Origin of the sequence: Phenylobacterium sp., assembly GCF_036563385.1 — a bacterium.
In the GTDB taxonomy this organism is placed as follows: domain Bacteria; phylum Pseudomonadota; class Alphaproteobacteria; order Caulobacterales; family Caulobacteraceae; genus Phenylobacterium.
The window spans coordinates 106,343-122,289 of the sequence record NZ_DATCML010000012.1; the positions used below are offsets into that span (position 1 = coordinate 106,343).

Sequence of the window (15,947 nt, forward strand, 5' to 3'; positions counted from 1 at the left end):
GCCGTCCTCCCGTTCTTGGGGCACGGAATAACAGCGGTTTTGTTCGCGATTATTGCAGGCTCAACCGCGGGCTGCAGGCGCGGCGGCAGCCGCCTGCCGCGCTGGAGCTGGGGCGGCGGCGGGACGCCCGCCCGTGGGAGACGGCCGGGAACGGAAACGGTCCTTCATACGCGCCACCCAGCCGGCGAAGGCCTCGTTGTCCGCGGCGATCCGCCCGAAATCCGCGGCGCTGACGCGGCCGGTGGGCACCCCGGTTAGCGCCACCCTGAGCGCCTCCGGGTTATGCGCCTGGTCGTAGAAGCCGCGGTACTGTCCCTCCAGCCGAGCGAGCGCCGCCTCGTCGCCGGCCAGGCTGTAGGCCACGCCGGCGCGGAGCAGCTTGCCTTCCTCCTCGCTGGACAGCGGCTCGGGCCGCTTCCAACGGTCGCCGAGCGCCTTCTCGAACAGCGGGCCGGCGGCGGCCCAGTCCTTCTGCTTCCAGGTGATCTCCGCGCGCAGCTCCTGCGCTTCGCGCGTGCTGTCCCGCTCGATGATCTCCAGCGCCCCATCGTAGCGGCCGACCCCCGCCCAGGCGCGGGCCTCGATCAGCCGTCGCTCGGCGTTCAGCGCCGACGGCAGGATGGTGGTGCGTGACGAGTTGATGGCCTGCAGCGCCTGCTCGGGCTTGCGGTCCATCAGGTAGATGAGGGCGAGGTCGGTGGCCACCTGCGCCCGAGCGACACCGTCGAGGCGGTTATCGGCCTGGTACTTGAGGAGCTCGGCGGCCTGGCCCAGCAGGTCCACGTCCACCAGGCGCCGCACCAGCTTGCGGACCATCAGGTCGCCGTCGGCGCCGATCGGGGTCAGCTCCTTGAAGTCGTAGAACAGGGCCAGCGCCTGGATCGGCTCCAGCCCGTCGGCGAGGCCGTCCAGGAACAGGCCCCGGAACGCGCCCGCGAGGTCGGCCTGCAACTGCACCGCCTCCGGCAGGTCGGGCAGGCGCATGCCGGCCGAGCGCAGCGCCTCCAGCGCCTCGCGGTAACGCCCCTGGCTCAGGTAGAGCTGGCCCAGCGCCCGGATGGTTTCGAGTTCGGTGGCGTCGCCGCGCCAGCGGTAGCGCAGGCCGTCGAAGGTCTGGGCGGCCTGCACCGGCGTGATCTTGCCGGTCTCCACCTGGATCTGGGTGGCGCGCAGCAGGGCCGGCGAGGCCAGGGACTCCAGCGGCGCCCGGGTGATCGCCAGGTAGATCCGCAGCGCGCGTTCGCGGTCGCCCTGCATCTCGACGATCCGGGCCTGCACCAGTCTCGTGGCCAGCTCCTCCAGGCTGTCGGTCTTGTCGGCGAGCGCCAGCTTGATGCGCGCCTCGGCCCCCGCATAGTCGCCCATCGCCAGGGCCGCCTGGGCGTCGCCGCGCGCGAAGCGCGCCTTCCAGACGGGGGAGAACAGAGAGAAGGCCTCCAGGCCCCTGGAGAACTGGGCCCGCGCCTCGGGCCAGTGCGCCTGCTGGGCGGCGATGTAGCTGCGCCACAGGGACGCCGACGCATCTTCCGAGAGCACCGGCGCGGAGAAATCCGCCTCGGCCTCCCTGTAGCGCCGCGCCATCACACGAGCGATGCCGCGCAAGCCGCGGAACTCGGCGTTGTCCGCGAGTTCCGGGTGCGCCTTCAGGGCGGCGTTCAATACGCCGATGGCTTCGAAGGACAGCTCCGAGCCCACCAGGAAGCGGGCGAGCGCGAGCTGCGCGGCCACCGGCGCGGCCTTGTCCTTGCTGGCCGCCTCCTCGGTCGCGGCGGCGAACAGGGCGTTGTAGCGCGCGAGGAAACCGTGTTCGCCGGTCTTCCCCCAGTCCGGGTCGATCAGGCCGGGCATGGCGGCGCGGCGTGGGGCGCCGAGAAGCTCAGATTCCCGGGCCTTCACCGCCCAGTCGGAGGACAGGGTGAGGCCTTTGTCGCGACCGATGTCCACCAGATCGCCGGCGCGCGACACCTGCAGGTCGTCGGCGTGCGGCTCGATGGCGAGACCCTGCACCGAGGGCAGCAGGGCCATCTGCACGAAGTCGCGCCGCGTCGGGATCCCCTTGGCGGGCCCGAGCGCGGTGACGACCCTCAACTCGTCGCCAGCTCCGGGGTCGGGGAGCCGGATGACGCGGGTGGCGCCGGCGACGGCCGCGCGCAGCAGCGGCGGGCCCTGCACCGCGTCGCGGGTGACCTTGACCACCGCCGGCGCGGCCTGATCGCCGTTGCCTATGGCGATCGTCCAGGCGGTCCCCTCGGCCTTGGCGGCGACCGGGACGCTGCGCGGGACCTCCATGCGCACCGCGGCGTAATCCGAGCCCCGGAAGGTCTCCATGCCGGCGACCTGTGGCACGCCCAGCGGCGCTCGTGAAACGTCCAGGCGGGCGGGGGCGTCGAACACCACCCACACCGACCCGCCGCGCCGGAAGACCGCGGCGCCGGCCGGGTTGGCCCAGTCGAAGGTCAGCAGCACCTGGCCGTTGACCACCTTGGCCTGCATGGGGACCACGCCGCCAGGCGGGATCGGGTTGGGCCGCGGCGGCTCGGGCTCGACTGGCGGCGGCGCGGCCTCGGTGACGGCGTTCTCGGGCTCAGGCGGCGGCGCCGGCTTCTCGAAGACGTTGACGAAGGTGGCCCCATCGGCCGTGCCGATCTTGGCGTCGGCGCCTTGCGCCAGCAGCAGGGCGACTTCCAGCCGGCCGCCCACGTGGCGCTTCTCCGCCCCCTCGATCCACCTGGGCGGCGACGTGCGCAGGCGCGCGATGTCCGGGTCGGCGTCCCGGCTGAAGGTGAGGATCAGCCGCTGCCCGTCGCGGCGGGTGGTGGCGCGCGCGCCGCCCGCCCAGTGGAACTCGATGCGCGAGAACCCTTCGGCCTGGGCGACCCGCACGTCGAGCGGCCCGCGGGCGGCGAAGCGTTCGCTGGCGCCCGGCGCAGCGCCCGTGGGCGCGGCCACGCCTGCGATGCAGGCGGCCGCCACCCCGGTGCGGAGGGCCCGGCGCAGGCTCATCGGATCAGCCGGCCTTCGCCTGCGGCGCAGCCGGGGCGGGCGGCGCGGCGGCCGCCTTGCGCGGCGCAGGCGTCTGGCCCTTGGCCGGCGGCGTCGTCGCGGCCTGCTGGGCGGGCGGCGCGGCGGTTGGACCCGGGTCGGCGGCCGCGGCGGCGGCCCGCGCGGCGGCGGCCTTGGCGTCCGTGAACCGCTTGGCCAGGGCTTCCGTGAGCTTCTTGGCCTCGGCCGGCGGCATCTGGGCCAGGATGGCCGACAGGGCGCGCGGCTTCATCTTCGCCGCCACCGGGATGCGCACCGAGTCGTCGAGCAGCACCATCCGCGGCGCGGCGTCCTTGGCCTTCATGCCCTCGAACACCGTCACCAGCCGGTCGATCTCGGCGGCCTCCTTGGTGTCGGCCAGCTGCAGCAGGCCCTGGACCTCGCCCTTGAGGCCGTTCAGGGCCCGGACCTTGGCGTCCAGCTTGGCCTCGGCCGCCGCCAGCAGGGCGAGCTGGGTGTCCATGGCGTTCTCGCGCTGGTCGAGTTCGCCGCGGCGGGCGCCGAGGCTCTGCAGCACCTGCAACTCGGCGGGCGACAAGCCGGCCTGCTTGGCAAGCTCCGCGGCGGTGGGCGCACAGGCCGCGCCGCGGGCGGCCGCCTGGGCGGCGGCGTCCTTGGCGGCGCCCACGGGCGCCTTCTCGCCGTCCGGCTTGTGCTCGGCCTTTCCGCCCTTGGCGGTTTCCTCAGCGAAGGCCCGGGCGCCGGAGACCAGCTCGGGCAGGCCTCGCGCGCCCGCCAGGGCGTTCACGGCAAGGACGCCGCCCATGGCGACGCCCAGAAGCGGCAGGATGCGGGGGATGTTGTTCATCGCCGGGCCCCCCGCACGTCCGTCAGGCTGAGGGGTTCGTCGTCGAACAGCTCGTCGTCGAAGCTGGCGCGGGGTCGCGGGGCCGGCGCCTCGCGCACGAGCCGCTCGGGACGCTTGCGCGCCTCGCGGGCCGCGGCGAGCAGGGCGCCCAACCGGCGCTCCTGGGCGCGTTCGTCGTCCCGGTCGTCCTCGATCTCACGGCGCCGCGTGGGCGTTGCCGGAGCCTGCTCGATCAGCCGCTCCAGCTTGTGGACCAGGTCGCGGCCCTTCTGGATGCGATCGCCGAGGGCGTCGGTGGCCTCGTCGGTGGCGGCGCGCAGGTCGGCGAGCCCCTGCTCCGCGCGCTCGGCGGCGGCGTTCAGCTCGCGCACGGCGCGCGCGAAGCCGTCATGGCTGTCACGCAGCGCCTGCAAGCGTTTGTTCAGCCGCCACCCCATGGCGAGCGCCGCCGCCAGCAGGCCGGCGAGCATCAGGTTCAGGCCGATCGCGATGATGCTCATCAGATCCTCTGGACGGCTTGCCGCGCGGTGGGCGTCAGGGGCGCCTCCACACGGACGGCGATGTGGCTGTTGCGGCGGCCCATGCGGCCGCGCGTGAGCGGGATGGACCCGGCCCTGAGCTCGATCAGGCTGTCGGGCGTGGCGTTGAGCATGATGGTGTCGCCGACCTTCAGGTCCAGGACCTGCTTGAGCGGGACCTCCTGCTCGTCGAGCACAGCGCGGACCTCCGTGGTGGTGGTCCAGAGCTCAGTGGCCAGGTGGCTTTCCCAGATGTTGTCGCGGCCGAACTTCTCGCCCATGAACTGCTGCAGCAGCATTTTCCGGATGGGCTCGAGGGTCGCGTAGGGCAGCAAGAGCTCGATTCGCCCGCCGCGGTCTTCCATGTCGATGCGCAGCTTCACCAGGATGGCGGCGTTGGCCGGCCGCGCGATGGCGGCGAAGCGCGGGTTGGTCTCCAGCCGGTCGAGGGTGAAGCTCACCGGCGTCAGCGGCTCGAAGGCCTCCTTGGCGTCGGCCAGCACCACCTCGACCATCCGCTGCACCAGCACGCGCTCGATGGTGGTGTAGGGCCGGCCCTCGATACGCATGGCCGCCGTGCCGCGCCGGCCGCCCAGCAGCACGTCGACGATCGAGTAGATCAGGTTCGAATCGACGGTGAGCAGGCCGTAGTTGTTCAGCTCCTCCGCCCGGAACACGGACAGGATCGCCGGCAGCGGGATGGAGTTCAGGTAGTCGCCGAAACGGATCGAGGAGATGTTGTCGAGGCTGACCTCGACGTTGTCGGACGTGAAGTTCCGCAGCGAGGTGGTCATCAACCGCACCAGGCGGTCGAAGACGATCTCCAGCATCGGAAGGCGCTCGTACGAGACCAGCGCCGAGTTGATGATCGCCCGGATGCCGGTGCGTTCCGAGCCGTCGTCGTCCGACAGGTCGAAGCCAAGGAGGCTGTCGATCTCGTCCTGGTTCAGGATCCGCTCGGACGCGTTGCTGGCGTCGCCGCCCTCCCCTTGGGCGGCGTTCCATTCGTTGGCGTTGAGATCGTTCTCTTCGGACATGGGCAGCTTGCGAACCGGCGCGCCTTGGGCGCGTCAGTTGATCAGCATCTCCTCGATGAGCACGGCGTTCGCCTTCGAGGGCGCGATCACCAGGTTGACCCGCCGCAGGATCTCCATCCGCAGCTGGTAGGAACCCTGGCTGCCCTGCAGGTCCTCGGGGCGCAGCTCGCGCAGGAAGGTCTGGAACATGTCCTGCAGCCTCGGCATGTTCGGGTCGAGGTGCTCGACAGTCTCCTCGTCCGGCAGCTCGAGGGTAAGCTTCAGCTTCAGGAAGGTGGACCGCCCCTCGGCGGTCTGCATGTTCACCACCACGTCGGGCATGGTGTAGAAGATCACGCCATCGGGGCCTTCGCGGACCTGGGCGCCGCCGCCCTCGCCCTCCTTGCCGCCGTGGCCCTTCTCTTCCTTCCCCTTCTTTTCCTTCTTCTTGTCCTTGCCCTTCTCGGCGTGCGCCTCGTCGGGCTTCGGCTTCATCAGGAAGAAGGCCGCGCCGCCCCCGCCGCCCAGCACGAGCACCGCGGCGGCGGCCGCGATGATCAGCACCTTGAGCGGCGGCTTCTTCTTGCCGCCGCCTTCGGCGTCGCCGTCGGCGCCGTCTTCTTGGGCTTCCTTGACCTTATCGTCGGCCACGCGCGCGTTCCTTAGAATCTAGCCTCCTCTCCATCGCCCCGGTTTGGTTAAGAAGCGGTTTTTAACGGACCTTAACGACGGCAAATCGGGCCCGGCAGAAATCGCCGGGCGCCGCCCGTTAACCATCTTAACTCCTGGATTTCCTGAGATTTTCGACTGGCCCGATGCTTGCAGCGAAGGCCGGCGAGAGTTGAGCTTGGGTTCAGGCAGACCTTAATGGAAAACGCATCCTACGTCGGACTGTCCCGCCAGATCGTGCTTCGGCGCGAGCTGGACATCATCGCCAACAACATCGCCAACGCCGACACCGCCGGCTTCAAGGTCGAGTCGCTTCTGCAGCGCGCCGAACCGAAGGCGCCGGCCTTCACCCTGCAGGGCCCGAAGCCGGTAAAGTTCGTCGTGGCTGACGGCGTCGCGCGCGACTTCGGCCAGGGCGCGCTGCGCAAGACCGACGCTCCGCTCGACATCGCCATCGAAGGCCAGGGCTTCTTCCGCGTCCAGAGCGCGGAAGGCGAGCGCTACACCCGCGACGGCCGCTTCCGGACCGACGAGCTCGGCCGGCTGTCGACCCAGGGCGGATCGCCCGTGCTCGACGAGGGCGGCGGCGAGATCACCATCGACCCGGAGCTTGGTCCCGTGCTGGTCGCCGAGGACGGCACGATCAGCCAGGGCGGCGAGCGGATCGGCAAGCTCGCCGTGGTCACCTTCGACGACCTCTCCGTGCTCGAGAAGCGCGGCGACAACCTCTACCAGAACACCTCCAACGGCGTGCCTCAGGCCGTCGCCGGCGCCCGCGTGCGCCAGGGGACGCTGGAAGGCTCGAACGTCCGGCCGATCCTCGAGATCACCCGGATGATCGAGGTGCAGCGGGCCTACGAGTCGATGGCCCGCATGATGGATTCCACCGCCGACCTCTCGCGCCGCGCCGTCGAGCGCATGGGCCGGGTGAGCTAAGGGAGTAACGGACGATGCAGGCCCTCCGCACCGCCGCCACCGGCATGGCTGCCCAGCAGCTGAACGTCGAGGTCATCTCGAACAACATCGCCAACATGAACACGGTGGCGTTCAAGCGTCAGCGCGCCGAGTTCCAGGACCTGCTCTACCAGACCTTCGAGCAGGCGGGCGCGCAGTCCTCGGACCAGGGCACCATCGTGCCGACCGGCGTGCAGATCGGCGCGGGCGTGAAGGCCGGCGCCGTCTATCGCATCCCGACCCAGGGGACGATGACCCGCACCGAGAACGATTTCGACCTGGCGATCGACGGGCGCGGCTACTTCCAGGTGCTGCTGCCCACGGGCGAGACCGCCTACACGCGGGCCGGCAACCTGGCGGTGAACGACCAAGGCCAGCTGGTGACGCAGCAGGGCTACCAGATCCAACCCGGCATCGCGATCCCGAACGACGCCACCGAAATCTCCATCTCTCTCGCCGGCCAGGTCCAGGTGACCCAGCCCGGCCAGACGGCGCCCACCATCGTCGGCACCCTGGAGCTCGCCACCTTCGTCAATGAGGGCGGGCTGAGCCAGAAGGGGGGCAACCTGCTGATGGAGACCGCCGCCTCCGGCCCGGCGATCACCGGCACGCCCGGCAGCCAGGGCATCGGCCAGCTGCTGCAGGGCTACACGGAAGCTTCGAACGTGGACGCGGTGTCGGAGATCACCGCCCTGATCGTCGCCCAGCGGGCCTACGAGATGAACTCCAAGGTCATCTCCACCGCCGACAACATGCTGGGCGTGGCCAACCAGGTGAAGTCGTAAGGCCATGACCCGCGTCTCGCGCGCCCTCCCCTTCGCCCTGGCCGCCCTGCTCGCCGCCGGCCCGGCGCTCGCCGCCCAGCCGGTGACCCTGAAGGCCGACACCAGCGACGCCGATGGGATGGTGACCCTGGGGGACCTGTTCGACGGCGCGGGCGCCGCCGGCTCGGTGCGGATCGCCGCCCGGCCAGGCGCGACCGTGTCGCTGGACGCCCGCATCGTCCAGTCGCTCGCCTGGCGCGCGGGCCTCGAGTGGCCGAACGCCGAGGGCGTGAAGCGCATCCTGGTCCGTGGGCCGCAAGCCGGCGCCGCCAACGCGGCCAACGCCGCCACGCCCCGCGGCAACGTTGAGGTGCTGACCTACGCCCGCAGCCTGGCGGCCGGAGAGCTGGTGCAGGCGGAAGACCTCGTCTGGGCCAAGATGGCCGCCGCCCCCGCCGACGCCCCGGCCGACGCCGACCAGGTGATCGGCCTCGCGGCCAAGCGTCCGCTGCGCGCCGGCGCAGCCGTTTCGGCCCGCGACGTCGCCGCCGCCCAGGTGGTGAAGCCCGGCGAGCTGATCACCGTCGCCTACGAGGACGCCGGCATCTCGCTAGCCCTGCAGGCCAAGACGCTCTCGGGCGGCGCCGCCGGCGACCTGATCAACGTCCAGAACACGCTCTCGAAGAAGATCATCCAGGCCGTCGTGATCGGCCCGGGCCAGGCCGTCGTCGGCCCCGCCGCCGACCAGCTCAAGGCCGCCCGCTCCACCCGCATCGCGCTCCGCTAGAGGAAGCCCACAGTCATGCGTCTCGCCCCCGTCGCCCTCGCCGCCGCCCTGCTGCCGCTGGCCGCCTGCTCCACCGTCACCGAGGCGGTGAAGGGCCCCGAGCTGGCCCCTGTCGGCTACCCCGCCGCCCTCGTGCCGCAGCACCAGGTGGTGCTCCCCGCGGTGCCGGCCCAGCCGGCCAGCGCCAACTCCCTGTGGCGAAGCGGCGCCCGCGCCTTCTTCATCGACCAGCGCGCCAACAAGATCGGCGACATCCTCACGGTCAACATCGACATCGACGACAGCGCCAAGACCATCAACTCGACCACGGCGTCGAGGACCAGCGGCGTCACGGCCGGCGTGCCGCACCTGCTGGGCCTGGAGTCCAGCATCGGCCGCCTGCTGCCGCCCGGCACCCCTGCGATCGACCCGGCCCAGCTGATCGAGACGGCGTCCAAGACCGCCAGCACCGGCAACGGCGCGGTGAACCGCGCCGAGAAGATTTCCCTGACCATCGCCGCGGTGGTCAGCGCCGTCCTGCCCAACGGCAACCTGGTCATCCAGGGCACCCAGGAAGTGCGCACCAACGCCGAGGTGCGCCAGCTGACGGTCGCCGGGATCGTCCGACCGGAAGACATCTCCAGCGCGAACACCATCCGCCACACGCAGATCGCCGAGGCGCGCATCAGCTACGCCGGCCGCGGCGACATCAGCCGCGTGCAGAAGACCCCCGCGGGCCAGTCGCTGGTGGAGCGCTTCTCCCCGTTCTGACGGCGGCAAAATATTCCGCGCGGGTGACGCAGGTCACCGCAACGGCGGCGCAGATGTGGCGTTAACCCCCTCAGAAGGGGTCGTCCATGCGCCGCCGCGCCGCTCTCAGCTTCCTTGCCGCCTGCACGCTCAGCGCCTGCGCCCACGAGATGACTCCCTCCGCCATGCCCGGCATGGCCTGGTCGCTGCACCAGGTGGAGGGCGAAGGCGCCAAGCTCGCCTACGGCCAGCCCTACACCGACAACGTGGTGCTGATGATGAGCTGCGCGCCCGGCTCGGGCACGGTGCTGGTCTCGGCCAACGCCCCGGCCGGTGCGCGTCCCGAGCTCACCCTGGCCTCCGGCAGCCGCAGCGCCCGCTACCGGGCCGAGATCGGGCCGTCGATGGGCGAAGGCGCGGTCGTCGAGGCGAGCGCCCCGGCGAGCGACGCTGTCCTGCGCCGGTTTGCCGACAGCGGCGAGCTGGCGGTGGCGGTCAACGGCCGCAGCACCCCTGTGCCCGGCGATCCCGCCAAGGCGCGCCAGTTCCTGGCGACCTGCGCCGGCTAGCCCCGTTTCGGCGCCGCCGAAACGTCAAGACAGCTGAACGTCGGCCGCCGGGGCCCTACGCGCGCCGCCCGGCCACCGAGGCGTTGTCCACGCCCAGCGCCGAGAGCGCGCCGCGCAGGATGCCCTCGGCGTCAAGGCCGGCCTGGGCGTACATGGCCTCTGGCTTGTCCTGGTCCTGGAACACGTCGGGCAGGACCAGCGTGCGCACCTTCAGGCCGCGGTCGAGGGCGCCATGCTGGGCCAGCGCCTGCAGGACGAACGAGCCGAAGCCGCCCATGGCGCCTTCTTCGACGGTGATCAGCGCCTCGTGCTCGCGGGCCAGCCGCAGCAGCAGGTCGAGGTCCAGCGGCTTGGCGAACCGGGCGTCGGCCACGGTGGCGGGAAGGCCGCGGGCGGCGAGCAGGTCCGCCGCCTTGAGGCTCTCGGCGAGTCGGGTGCCGAACGACAGGATGGCGACGGCCGTCCCCTCGCGCACGATGCGGCCCTTGCCGATCTCCCAGGGAGCGGCGAGGTCCGGGATATCGACGCCGAGGCCCTCGCCCCGCGGATAGCGGAAAGCGCTCGGCCGGTCCTCCACCGCCACAGCCGTGGCGACCGCATGGGCCAGCTCGGCCTCATCGGACGGCGCCATCAGCACCATGCCGGGCAGCGCCCCCATGAAGCCGATGTCGAAGGAGCCCGCGTGGGTGGGGCCGTCGGCGCCGACCAGGCCGGCCCGGTCCATGGCGAATCGCACCGGCAGACCCTGGATGGCGACGTCGTGGACCACCTGGTCGTAACCGCGCTGCAGGAAGGTCGAGTAGATCGCACAGAACGGCTTCATGCCGTCGGCGGCCAGGCCTGCGGCGAAGGTCACCGCGTGCTGCTCGGCGATGCCCACGTCGTAGGTGCGTTCCGGGAAGCGCTGGCCGAACAGGTCGAGGCCGGTGCCCGAGGGCATGGCCGCAGTGATGGCCACGATCTTGGGATCGCGCTCGGCGTGCTTCACCAGCTCCTGGGCGAACACCTTGGTGTACTGCGGAGCCGCCGCCTGGGCCTTGGCCTGGGCTCCGGTGACCACGTCGAACTTGACCACGCCGTGGTATTTGTCGGCCGCGTTCTCGGCCGGCGCATAGCCCTTGCCCTTCTGGGTCACCACGTGGACCAGCACCGGCTTGTCCACGATGTTGCGGGCGTTCTGCAGGACATGGACCAGGGCGTCCATGTCGTGGCCGTCGATGGGGCCCACGTAGTAGAAGCCCAGCTCCTCGAAGAAGGTCCCGCCGGTGACCATGCCCCGGGCGTATTCCTCGGCCTTGCGCGCCGCTTCCTGCAGCGGCCGCGGGAACGCCTTGCTGACCGCCTTGCCGAGGTTTCGCAGCGAGCGGTAGCCGCCGCCCGACACAAGCCGGGCCATGTAGGCGCTCATGCCGCCCACCGGGGGCGCGATGGACATATCGTTGTCGTTGAGGATGACGGTCAGCTGCCGGGTGGTCTCGGCGGCGTTGTTCATCGCCTCGTAAGCCATGCCGGCGCTCATCGAGCCGTCGCCGATGACCGCCACCACCCGGTTGTCCCGGCCCTCCCGGTCGCGGGCGGCGCAGAAGCCGAGCGCTGCGGAGATCGAGGTGGCGGCGTGGGCCGCGCCGAACGGGTCGTACTCGCTCTCGGCCCGCTTGGTGAAGCCCGACAGGCCGCCGCCCTGGCGCAGGGTCCGGATCCGGTCCCGTCGGCCAGTGAGGATTTTGTGGGGATAGGCCTGGTGGCCGACGTCCCAGATGAGGATGTCCCGCGGCGTCTCGTAGACGTGGTGCAGGGCCACCGTCAGCTCTACGACGCCGAGGCCGGCGCCCAGGTGGCCGCCGGTCTGCGAGACCGCGTCGATGGTCTCGGCGCGGAGCTCGTCAGCCAGCTGGCGGAGCTGCGGGATGCTCATCGGCCGCGTGTCGGCGGGCGAGGCGACGGTGTCGAGCAGGGGCGTGACGGGGGGCATGGGAACGCGGGTATGCCTCGGAAACTAGTGGCGGCGCTCTAGCACGAAATCCACGCTGGCCCGCAGGAATTCGGCCTGAGCGCCGAACGGTTCCAGATGATCTTTCGTCTGTTTTCGAAGCAGGCCCAGCCGTTCGCGCGCTGCGTCCACCCCAAGAAGCGTGACGAAGTTGGCCTTGCCCTTGGCGGCGTCCTTGCCGGCCGCCTTGCCCATCTGGTCGGGGTCGCCCTCGGCGTCGAGCAGGTCGTCGACGATCTGGTAGGCGAGACCGAGGTCGTGGGCGAAGGCCAGCAGCGCGTGCCGCTCGGCCTCCTTGGCGCGGGCCATGACCAGCGGCAGCTCGAAGGCGCAGGCGATCAGGGCCCCGGTCTTCAGCCGCTGCATCCGGGCCACGCCGCCGAGATCGTCGCGAACGCCCAGGATGTCGATCATCTGGCCGCCGCACATCCCCTGGGCGCCTGAAGCGCGGGCGAGCCTGGCGACCAGTTCGGCCCGGATGGCCCCGTCGTGGTGGGTGTCCGGATGGGCCAGGATCTCGAAGGCTGCGGTCTGAAGCGCGTCGCCGGCGAGCACGGCGGTCGCCTCGTCATAGGCCCGGTGCACGGTTGGCCGTCCGCGGCGCATGTCGTCGTCGTCCATGCACGGCAGGTCGTCGTGGATCAGGCTGTAGGCCTGGATGCACTCTAGAGCGCAGGCGGTGCGCAGGACCGAACGCTCGGGCAGTTCGAACATCCGGCCGGTCTCGAGTGCGAAGTAGGTCCGCAAACGCTTGCCGGGGCCGAGAGCCGCGTAACGCATGGCTTCGGTGAGGCGCGACTCCGGGCCGTCGGCGCGCGGCAGGAGTTCGTCGAGGGCGACGGTGACGAGGTCCGCGGCCTCGGCGACACGCCTGGCGAGGTCGACCATCAGCTGAACTCGGCCGGCTCGACCGCTTGCGGGCCTCCCTGGGCGCCGCCGGCGCCCATGACGATCTTCTCCACGCGCAGGCGCGCGGCTTCGAGCCGCGTTTCGCAATGGGCCTTCAGCGCCGCGCCGCGTTCGTACATGCGGATGGAGTCCTCCAGGGGCGCCTGGCCGGACTCCAGGCGGGCCACGATCTGCTCCAGCTCGGCCAGCGCCTGCTCGAACGACAGGCCAGCGATGTCGGCGGCTTCGGACATGTCACCTTCCCGGAGGCGCCCACGTGCGGAGGGGCGCGAGAACCGGATCACCGTTAAGACGCTGGCCGGCCCTGCACAACCGTCATTGGGCCGCACATCCGTCATTGGACTGTAACCGGCCGGCGCGATAGGTGCGAGCGACGTCGGGGAGTGTCTACATGTCCGTCAGCCGCCGCAGCTTCCTGGCGCTCGCCGCCACTTCCGCCGCCTTTGGCGGCCTTTCGCGGGCCATGGCGCAGCCGATCGGCGGCTACAGGAACGAGATCGCGGGCTACGGGCCCCTGGTCCCCGATCCTGCCGGCCTCTTCGACCTGCCGCCGGGCTTCTCCTACAAGATCGTCTCGCGCGCAGGCCAGCCGATGGACGACGGCTTCCTCACCCCGGGTAAGGCCGACGGCATGGCCGCCTTTCCCGACCCGAGCGACCCGAACCGCACCATCCTGGTTCGCAACCATGAGCAGCGGCCGTCGGAGCCCGACCGGTCCGCCTTCGGCAAGGACGGCGCGCTCGCCGCCCGGATGCCGGCGGGCAAGGCGTACGACCTGACGGCCAAGGGGCTGCCGATGGACGGGGGGACGACCACCCTCGTGTGGGACGCCAAGCAGCAGCGGCTGGTGACCCATCACCTGAGCCTCATCGGCACCACGGTGAACTGCGCCGGCGGCCGCACGCCGCAGCGCACCTGGCTCTCCTGTGAGGAAACCGAGATCAAGGCGGGGCAAGGCGGCGCCAAGGACCACGGCTGGGTCTTCGAGGTGCCGGCCGACCTGCGCGGTTTGGCCGAGCCGGTTCCGATCACAGGCATGGGCCGCTTCAAGCACGAGGCCACGGCGACCGACCCGCGCACCGGCATCGTGTATCTCACCGAGGACTTCGCCGACGGCTTCTGCCTCTTCTACCGCTATCTCCCGAACGACCCCGCCAAGCTGCACGCCGGCGGGCGCCTCCAGGCGCTCGGCTTCCGGGACGCCAAGGACGCGGACCCCCGCAACTGGGACGGCCGCTTCTGGAAGGTGGGGGACAGGCGCAAGGTGGCGTGGATCGACCTCGAGGGGGTCGACAACCCGCACAACGACCTGCGACATCGCGGCCACGGCAGGGGAGCGGCCTACTTCGCGCGCGGCGAGGGCATCTTCTTCGGCGACGGCGAACTCTATTTCACCTGCACCACCGGCGGCCCGAACAAGGACGGCCAGGTGATGCGCTATCGCCCGAGCCCTCAGGAAGGCAAGCCGGGCGAAAAGGACCGCCCGGGCGAGATCCAGCTGTTCCTGGAGACCGGCGACAGCGAGGTGATGTCCATGCCCGACAACATCTCCATCGCGCCGAACGGCCACCTGTTCGTCTGCGAGGACAAGTACCGCGGCCACAACATGCTGAAGGCGATCACGCCGAAGGGGCAGGTCTATACGATCGGCCGCAACGCCACGCCGCCGGCGGTGGCGGGGGCGCCGAACACCGAGCTCGCGGGCGTGTGCTTTTCGCCGGACGGCTCAACCTGCTTCCTGAACATCTACTTCCCGGGGACGACCATCGCTATCACCGGGCCCTGGGCTTCGCTGAAGGCCTAAAGGCCGGGGGCCCTGCCCTCCACGTGGCGGACGCGCGCCAGCGCCTCACGCCATTCGTCGGCGTAGTCGCAGTCCTCATAGCCCGCGAAGTAGGGGCCGCCGCGCGTGTAGTGGGCGACCTTGGCGGCGGGGTTATGATCGTACTCGCCGACCAGCCAGTTCCATTCCAGCGGCAACGCGCCGATCTCGTCCTCACCCTGCAGCCAGCGGAACTGGTGGAGGTCGGCCCCGGACGCGCTGGCGACGTACTCGGGCGTGAGCGCGCGGCAACGGGCGTTGTTCAGCAGCATGACGCTGGACCAGTTCTTCTTCGCGTACCGCGACTGCGTGTGGTTCAGGAATTTCACCTGATCCTTGGGCACGTAGTCGTGCTGGCAGACCATGACCGCGTATCGGTCATCGGCGAGCGCAAACAGGTCTGCGAAGTCGGCCCGCGCGAGCATGTCGCAGTCCATGAACAGCGACCAGCCCTGGTAGCCCGAGAGGAAGGGCGTGAGGAATCGCGAGAACGAGAACTCGGTGGACTGTTCGGCAAGCATCGGCCGGTGGAAGACGGCTCGCAGCGCCGCGAGGTTGATCGGCGTGAAGCGCACCGGGCGCGAGCAGCGGTCCATGATGCTCTGGCAGAGCACATGGTAGGCAAGGACCTCCTGCCGGTCGTAGCCGATGTAGACGTCAAGGACAGGCGACAAAGCTCGCTCCGTAAATCGATCAGGCCACGCCCCGGTCGGGGGCGGCGCGCCGGGCGTCAGCGGACGCGTTCGAAGCGGCGCATTGACCAGTATTTGTAGCCCTCGCTCCAGGCGCACCGCCAGCCGATGCGCTTCAGCGAGCGGCCGATCATGAAGTTGAAGAAGCCGTGCGCCAGCACCACGACATCCTCCCCGTCCTGCGCCAGCTTGGCCAACATGGCGGCGGCCTCGTCGGCCCGGCGCTCAGCCTCGCGCCGGGTCTCCTGGCCGTCGTGGTGGTTGAAGAACCACCACCAGACGCGCGCCCAGAAGCCCCACATCTTCGGCGACATCCGCACCCAGCTCGGCCACCGTGGCGGCGGCAGCGGCGCCTCGATCAGCATCTCATAACGCGTGAATTCACGCCCGCGGGCCAAGGCCTCGGCGCTCTCGATCGAGCGCAGCCGGGTCGAGGCCACGAGGGTCCCGCAGGTCTCGACGAAACGGAGGAGGCTATCCGGCGGCGTCTGGCCGGGCAGCAGACCCAGCACTTCGTAGCTCGCCCAGAACGTCCGGTACTCGTCCGCGTTCAGCCGCACCTTGCGCGACAGCGCCGGTTCCCCGTGACGGGCGAGGATGATGGCGCCCGTTCGGGCGCGGTCGGTCGCGACGGGAACCTCGGCGGTCAAGACGCTGGCCATTCGATCCGGTCGGCGC

The 15,947-nt window shown here is 70.8% G+C and carries 16 protein-coding genes; 6 read left to right on the forward strand and 10 right to left on the reverse strand.

Translation table 11 applies throughout. The features are described 5' to 3' along the window. Positions 1-60 precede the first annotated feature (60 nt). From VIL67_RS11720 to VIL67_RS11740, 5 genes are read right to left on the reverse strand one after another with little or no spacing between them, the layout of a single operon-like run. On the reverse strand, positions 61-3,003 hold the full coding sequence (locus VIL67_RS11720; RefSeq protein ID WP_332049077.1) for an endoglucanase: 2,943 nt from the start codon (positions 3,001-3,003) through the stop codon (positions 61-63). Between the two features lie 4 nt (positions 3,004-3,007). Beyond that, complete coding sequence (locus VIL67_RS11725; protein ID WP_332049078.1) at positions 3,008-3,850, reverse strand: MotE family protein; 843 nt, start codon at positions 3,848-3,850, stop codon at positions 3,008-3,010. Beyond that, positions 3,847-4,350 (reverse strand): DUF6468 domain-containing protein, encoded by a 504-nt coding sequence (locus VIL67_RS11730; protein WP_332049079.1) that lies wholly within the window; start codon positions 4,348-4,350, stop codon positions 3,847-3,849. Before VIL67_RS11730 ends, VIL67_RS11725 begins: the two co-directional genes overlap by 4 nt. Beyond that, positions 4,350-5,405, reverse strand: a complete 1,056-nt coding sequence (fliM, locus tag VIL67_RS11735; RefSeq protein WP_332049080.1) for a flagellar motor switch protein FliM — start codon at positions 5,403-5,405, stop codon at positions 4,350-4,352. Before fliM ends, VIL67_RS11730 begins: the two co-directional genes overlap by 1 nt. A 33-nt stretch (positions 5,406-5,438) precedes the next feature. After that, positions 5,439-6,035, reverse strand: a complete 597-nt coding sequence (locus VIL67_RS11740; protein WP_332049081.1) for a flagellar basal body-associated FliL family protein — start codon at positions 6,033-6,035, stop codon at positions 5,439-5,441. A gap of 216 nt (positions 6,036-6,251) precedes the next feature. Between VIL67_RS11740 and flgF the strand changes: the two genes are divergently transcribed. From flgF to VIL67_RS11765, 5 genes are all read left to right on the forward strand, one after another. Further along, a complete protein-coding gene (gene flgF / locus VIL67_RS11745; RefSeq protein ID WP_332049082.1) occupies positions 6,252-6,989 on the forward strand; it encodes a flagellar basal-body rod protein FlgF in 738 nt (245 codons plus the stop codon). Positions 6,990-7,003: 14 nt separating this feature from the next. Further along, a complete protein-coding gene (flgG, locus tag VIL67_RS11750; RefSeq protein ID WP_332049083.1) occupies positions 7,004-7,792 on the forward strand; it encodes a flagellar basal-body rod protein FlgG in 789 nt (262 codons plus the stop codon). A gap of 4 nt (positions 7,793-7,796) precedes the next feature. Continuing rightward, on the forward strand, positions 7,797-8,558 hold the full coding sequence (flgA, locus tag VIL67_RS11755; RefSeq protein WP_332049084.1) for a flagellar basal body P-ring formation chaperone FlgA: 762 nt from the start codon (positions 7,797-7,799) through the stop codon (positions 8,556-8,558). A gap of 15 nt (positions 8,559-8,573) precedes the next feature. Then, entirely contained in the window at positions 8,574-9,308 is a 735-nt protein-coding gene (gene flgH, locus VIL67_RS11760) for a flagellar basal body L-ring protein FlgH (RefSeq protein ID WP_332049085.1), read from the forward strand. An 86-nt stretch (positions 9,309-9,394) separates the two neighbouring features. Further along, positions 9,395-9,856 carry a hypothetical protein gene (locus tag VIL67_RS11765; protein ID WP_332049086.1) on the forward strand — a complete coding sequence of 154 codons (462 nt, stop codon included), beginning with the start codon at positions 9,395-9,397 and terminating at the stop codon, positions 9,854-9,856. Positions 9,857-9,911: 55 nt separating this feature from the next. Here VIL67_RS11765 and dxs read toward each other — a convergent pair whose 3' ends face one another. The 3 genes from dxs to VIL67_RS11780 are packed head-to-tail and all read right to left on the reverse strand — an operon-like array spanning position 9,912 to position 12,988. Beyond that, entirely contained in the window at positions 9,912-11,828 is a 1,917-nt protein-coding gene (gene dxs / locus VIL67_RS11770; RefSeq protein ID WP_332049087.1) for a 1-deoxy-D-xylulose-5-phosphate synthase, read from the reverse strand. A gap of 24 nt (positions 11,829-11,852) precedes the next feature. Further along, positions 11,853-12,734, reverse strand: a complete 882-nt coding sequence (locus tag VIL67_RS11775; RefSeq protein WP_332049088.1) for a polyprenyl synthetase family protein — start codon at positions 12,732-12,734, stop codon at positions 11,853-11,855. Beyond that, positions 12,734-12,988: an exodeoxyribonuclease VII small subunit gene (locus tag VIL67_RS11780; protein WP_332049089.1), complete on the reverse strand. Its 255-nt coding sequence runs from the start codon at positions 12,986-12,988 to the stop codon at positions 12,734-12,736. The genes VIL67_RS11775 and VIL67_RS11780 overlap by 1 nt, the downstream gene beginning before the upstream one ends. 158 nt (positions 12,989-13,146) lie before the next feature. Here VIL67_RS11780 and VIL67_RS11785 point away from each other — a divergent pair, with 158 nt between their 5' ends. Further along, positions 13,147-14,559: an alkaline phosphatase PhoX gene (locus VIL67_RS11785; protein WP_332049090.1), complete on the forward strand. Its 1,413-nt coding sequence runs from the start codon at positions 13,147-13,149 to the stop codon at positions 14,557-14,559. Here the strand turns inward: VIL67_RS11785 and VIL67_RS11790 are convergent. Continuing rightward, entirely contained in the window at positions 14,556-15,251 is a 696-nt protein-coding gene (locus tag VIL67_RS11790) for a hypothetical protein (protein WP_332049091.1), read from the reverse strand. The two genes, VIL67_RS11785 and VIL67_RS11790, sit on opposite strands and share 4 nt — an antisense overlap. Before the next feature lie 56 nt (positions 15,252-15,307). Further along, a complete protein-coding gene (locus VIL67_RS11795) occupies positions 15,308-15,931 on the reverse strand; it encodes a histidine phosphatase family protein (RefSeq protein ID WP_332049092.1) in 624 nt (207 codons plus the stop codon). Between the last annotated feature and the right edge of the window lie 16 nt (positions 15,932-15,947).

Coding starts and splice junctions, on each gene's coding strand:
- VIL67_RS11720 (WP_332049077.1), bottom strand. CDS start 3,003: ATGAGCCTGCGCCGGGCCCTCCGCACCGGGGTGGCGGCCGCCTGCATC.
- VIL67_RS11725 (WP_332049078.1), bottom strand. CDS start 3,850: ATGAACAACATCCCCCGCATCCTGCCGCTTCTGGGCGTCGCCATGGGC.
- VIL67_RS11730 (WP_332049079.1), bottom strand. CDS start 4,350: ATGAGCATCATCGCGATCGGCCTGAACCTGATGCTCGCCGGCCTGCTG.
- fliM (WP_332049080.1), bottom strand. CDS start 5,405: ATGTCCGAAGAGAACGATCTCAACGCCAACGAATGGAACGCCGCCCAA.
- flgF (WP_332049082.1), top strand. CDS start 6,252: ATGGAAAACGCATCCTACGTCGGACTGTCCCGCCAGATCGTGCTTCGG.
- flgG (WP_332049083.1), top strand. CDS start 7,004: ATGCAGGCCCTCCGCACCGCCGCCACCGGCATGGCTGCCCAGCAGCTG.
- flgA (WP_332049084.1), top strand. CDS start 7,797: ATGACCCGCGTCTCGCGCGCCCTCCCCTTCGCCCTGGCCGCCCTGCTC.
- flgH (WP_332049085.1), top strand. CDS start 8,574: ATGCGTCTCGCCCCCGTCGCCCTCGCCGCCGCCCTGCTGCCGCTGGCC.
- VIL67_RS11765 (WP_332049086.1), top strand. CDS start 9,395: ATGCGCCGCCGCGCCGCTCTCAGCTTCCTTGCCGCCTGCACGCTCAGC.
- dxs (WP_332049087.1), bottom strand. CDS start 11,828: ATGCCCCCCGTCACGCCCCTGCTCGACACCGTCGCCTCGCCCGCCGAC.
- VIL67_RS11775 (WP_332049088.1), bottom strand. CDS start 12,734: ATGGTCGACCTCGCCAGGCGTGTCGCCGAGGCCGCGGACCTCGTCACC.
- VIL67_RS11780 (WP_332049089.1), bottom strand. CDS start 12,988: ATGTCCGAAGCCGCCGACATCGCTGGCCTGTCGTTCGAGCAGGCGCTG.
- VIL67_RS11785 (WP_332049090.1), top strand. CDS start 13,147: ATGTCCGTCAGCCGCCGCAGCTTCCTGGCGCTCGCCGCCACTTCCGCC.
- VIL67_RS11795 (WP_332049092.1), bottom strand. CDS start 15,931: ATGGCCAGCGTCTTGACCGCCGAGGTTCCCGTCGCGACCGACCGCGCC.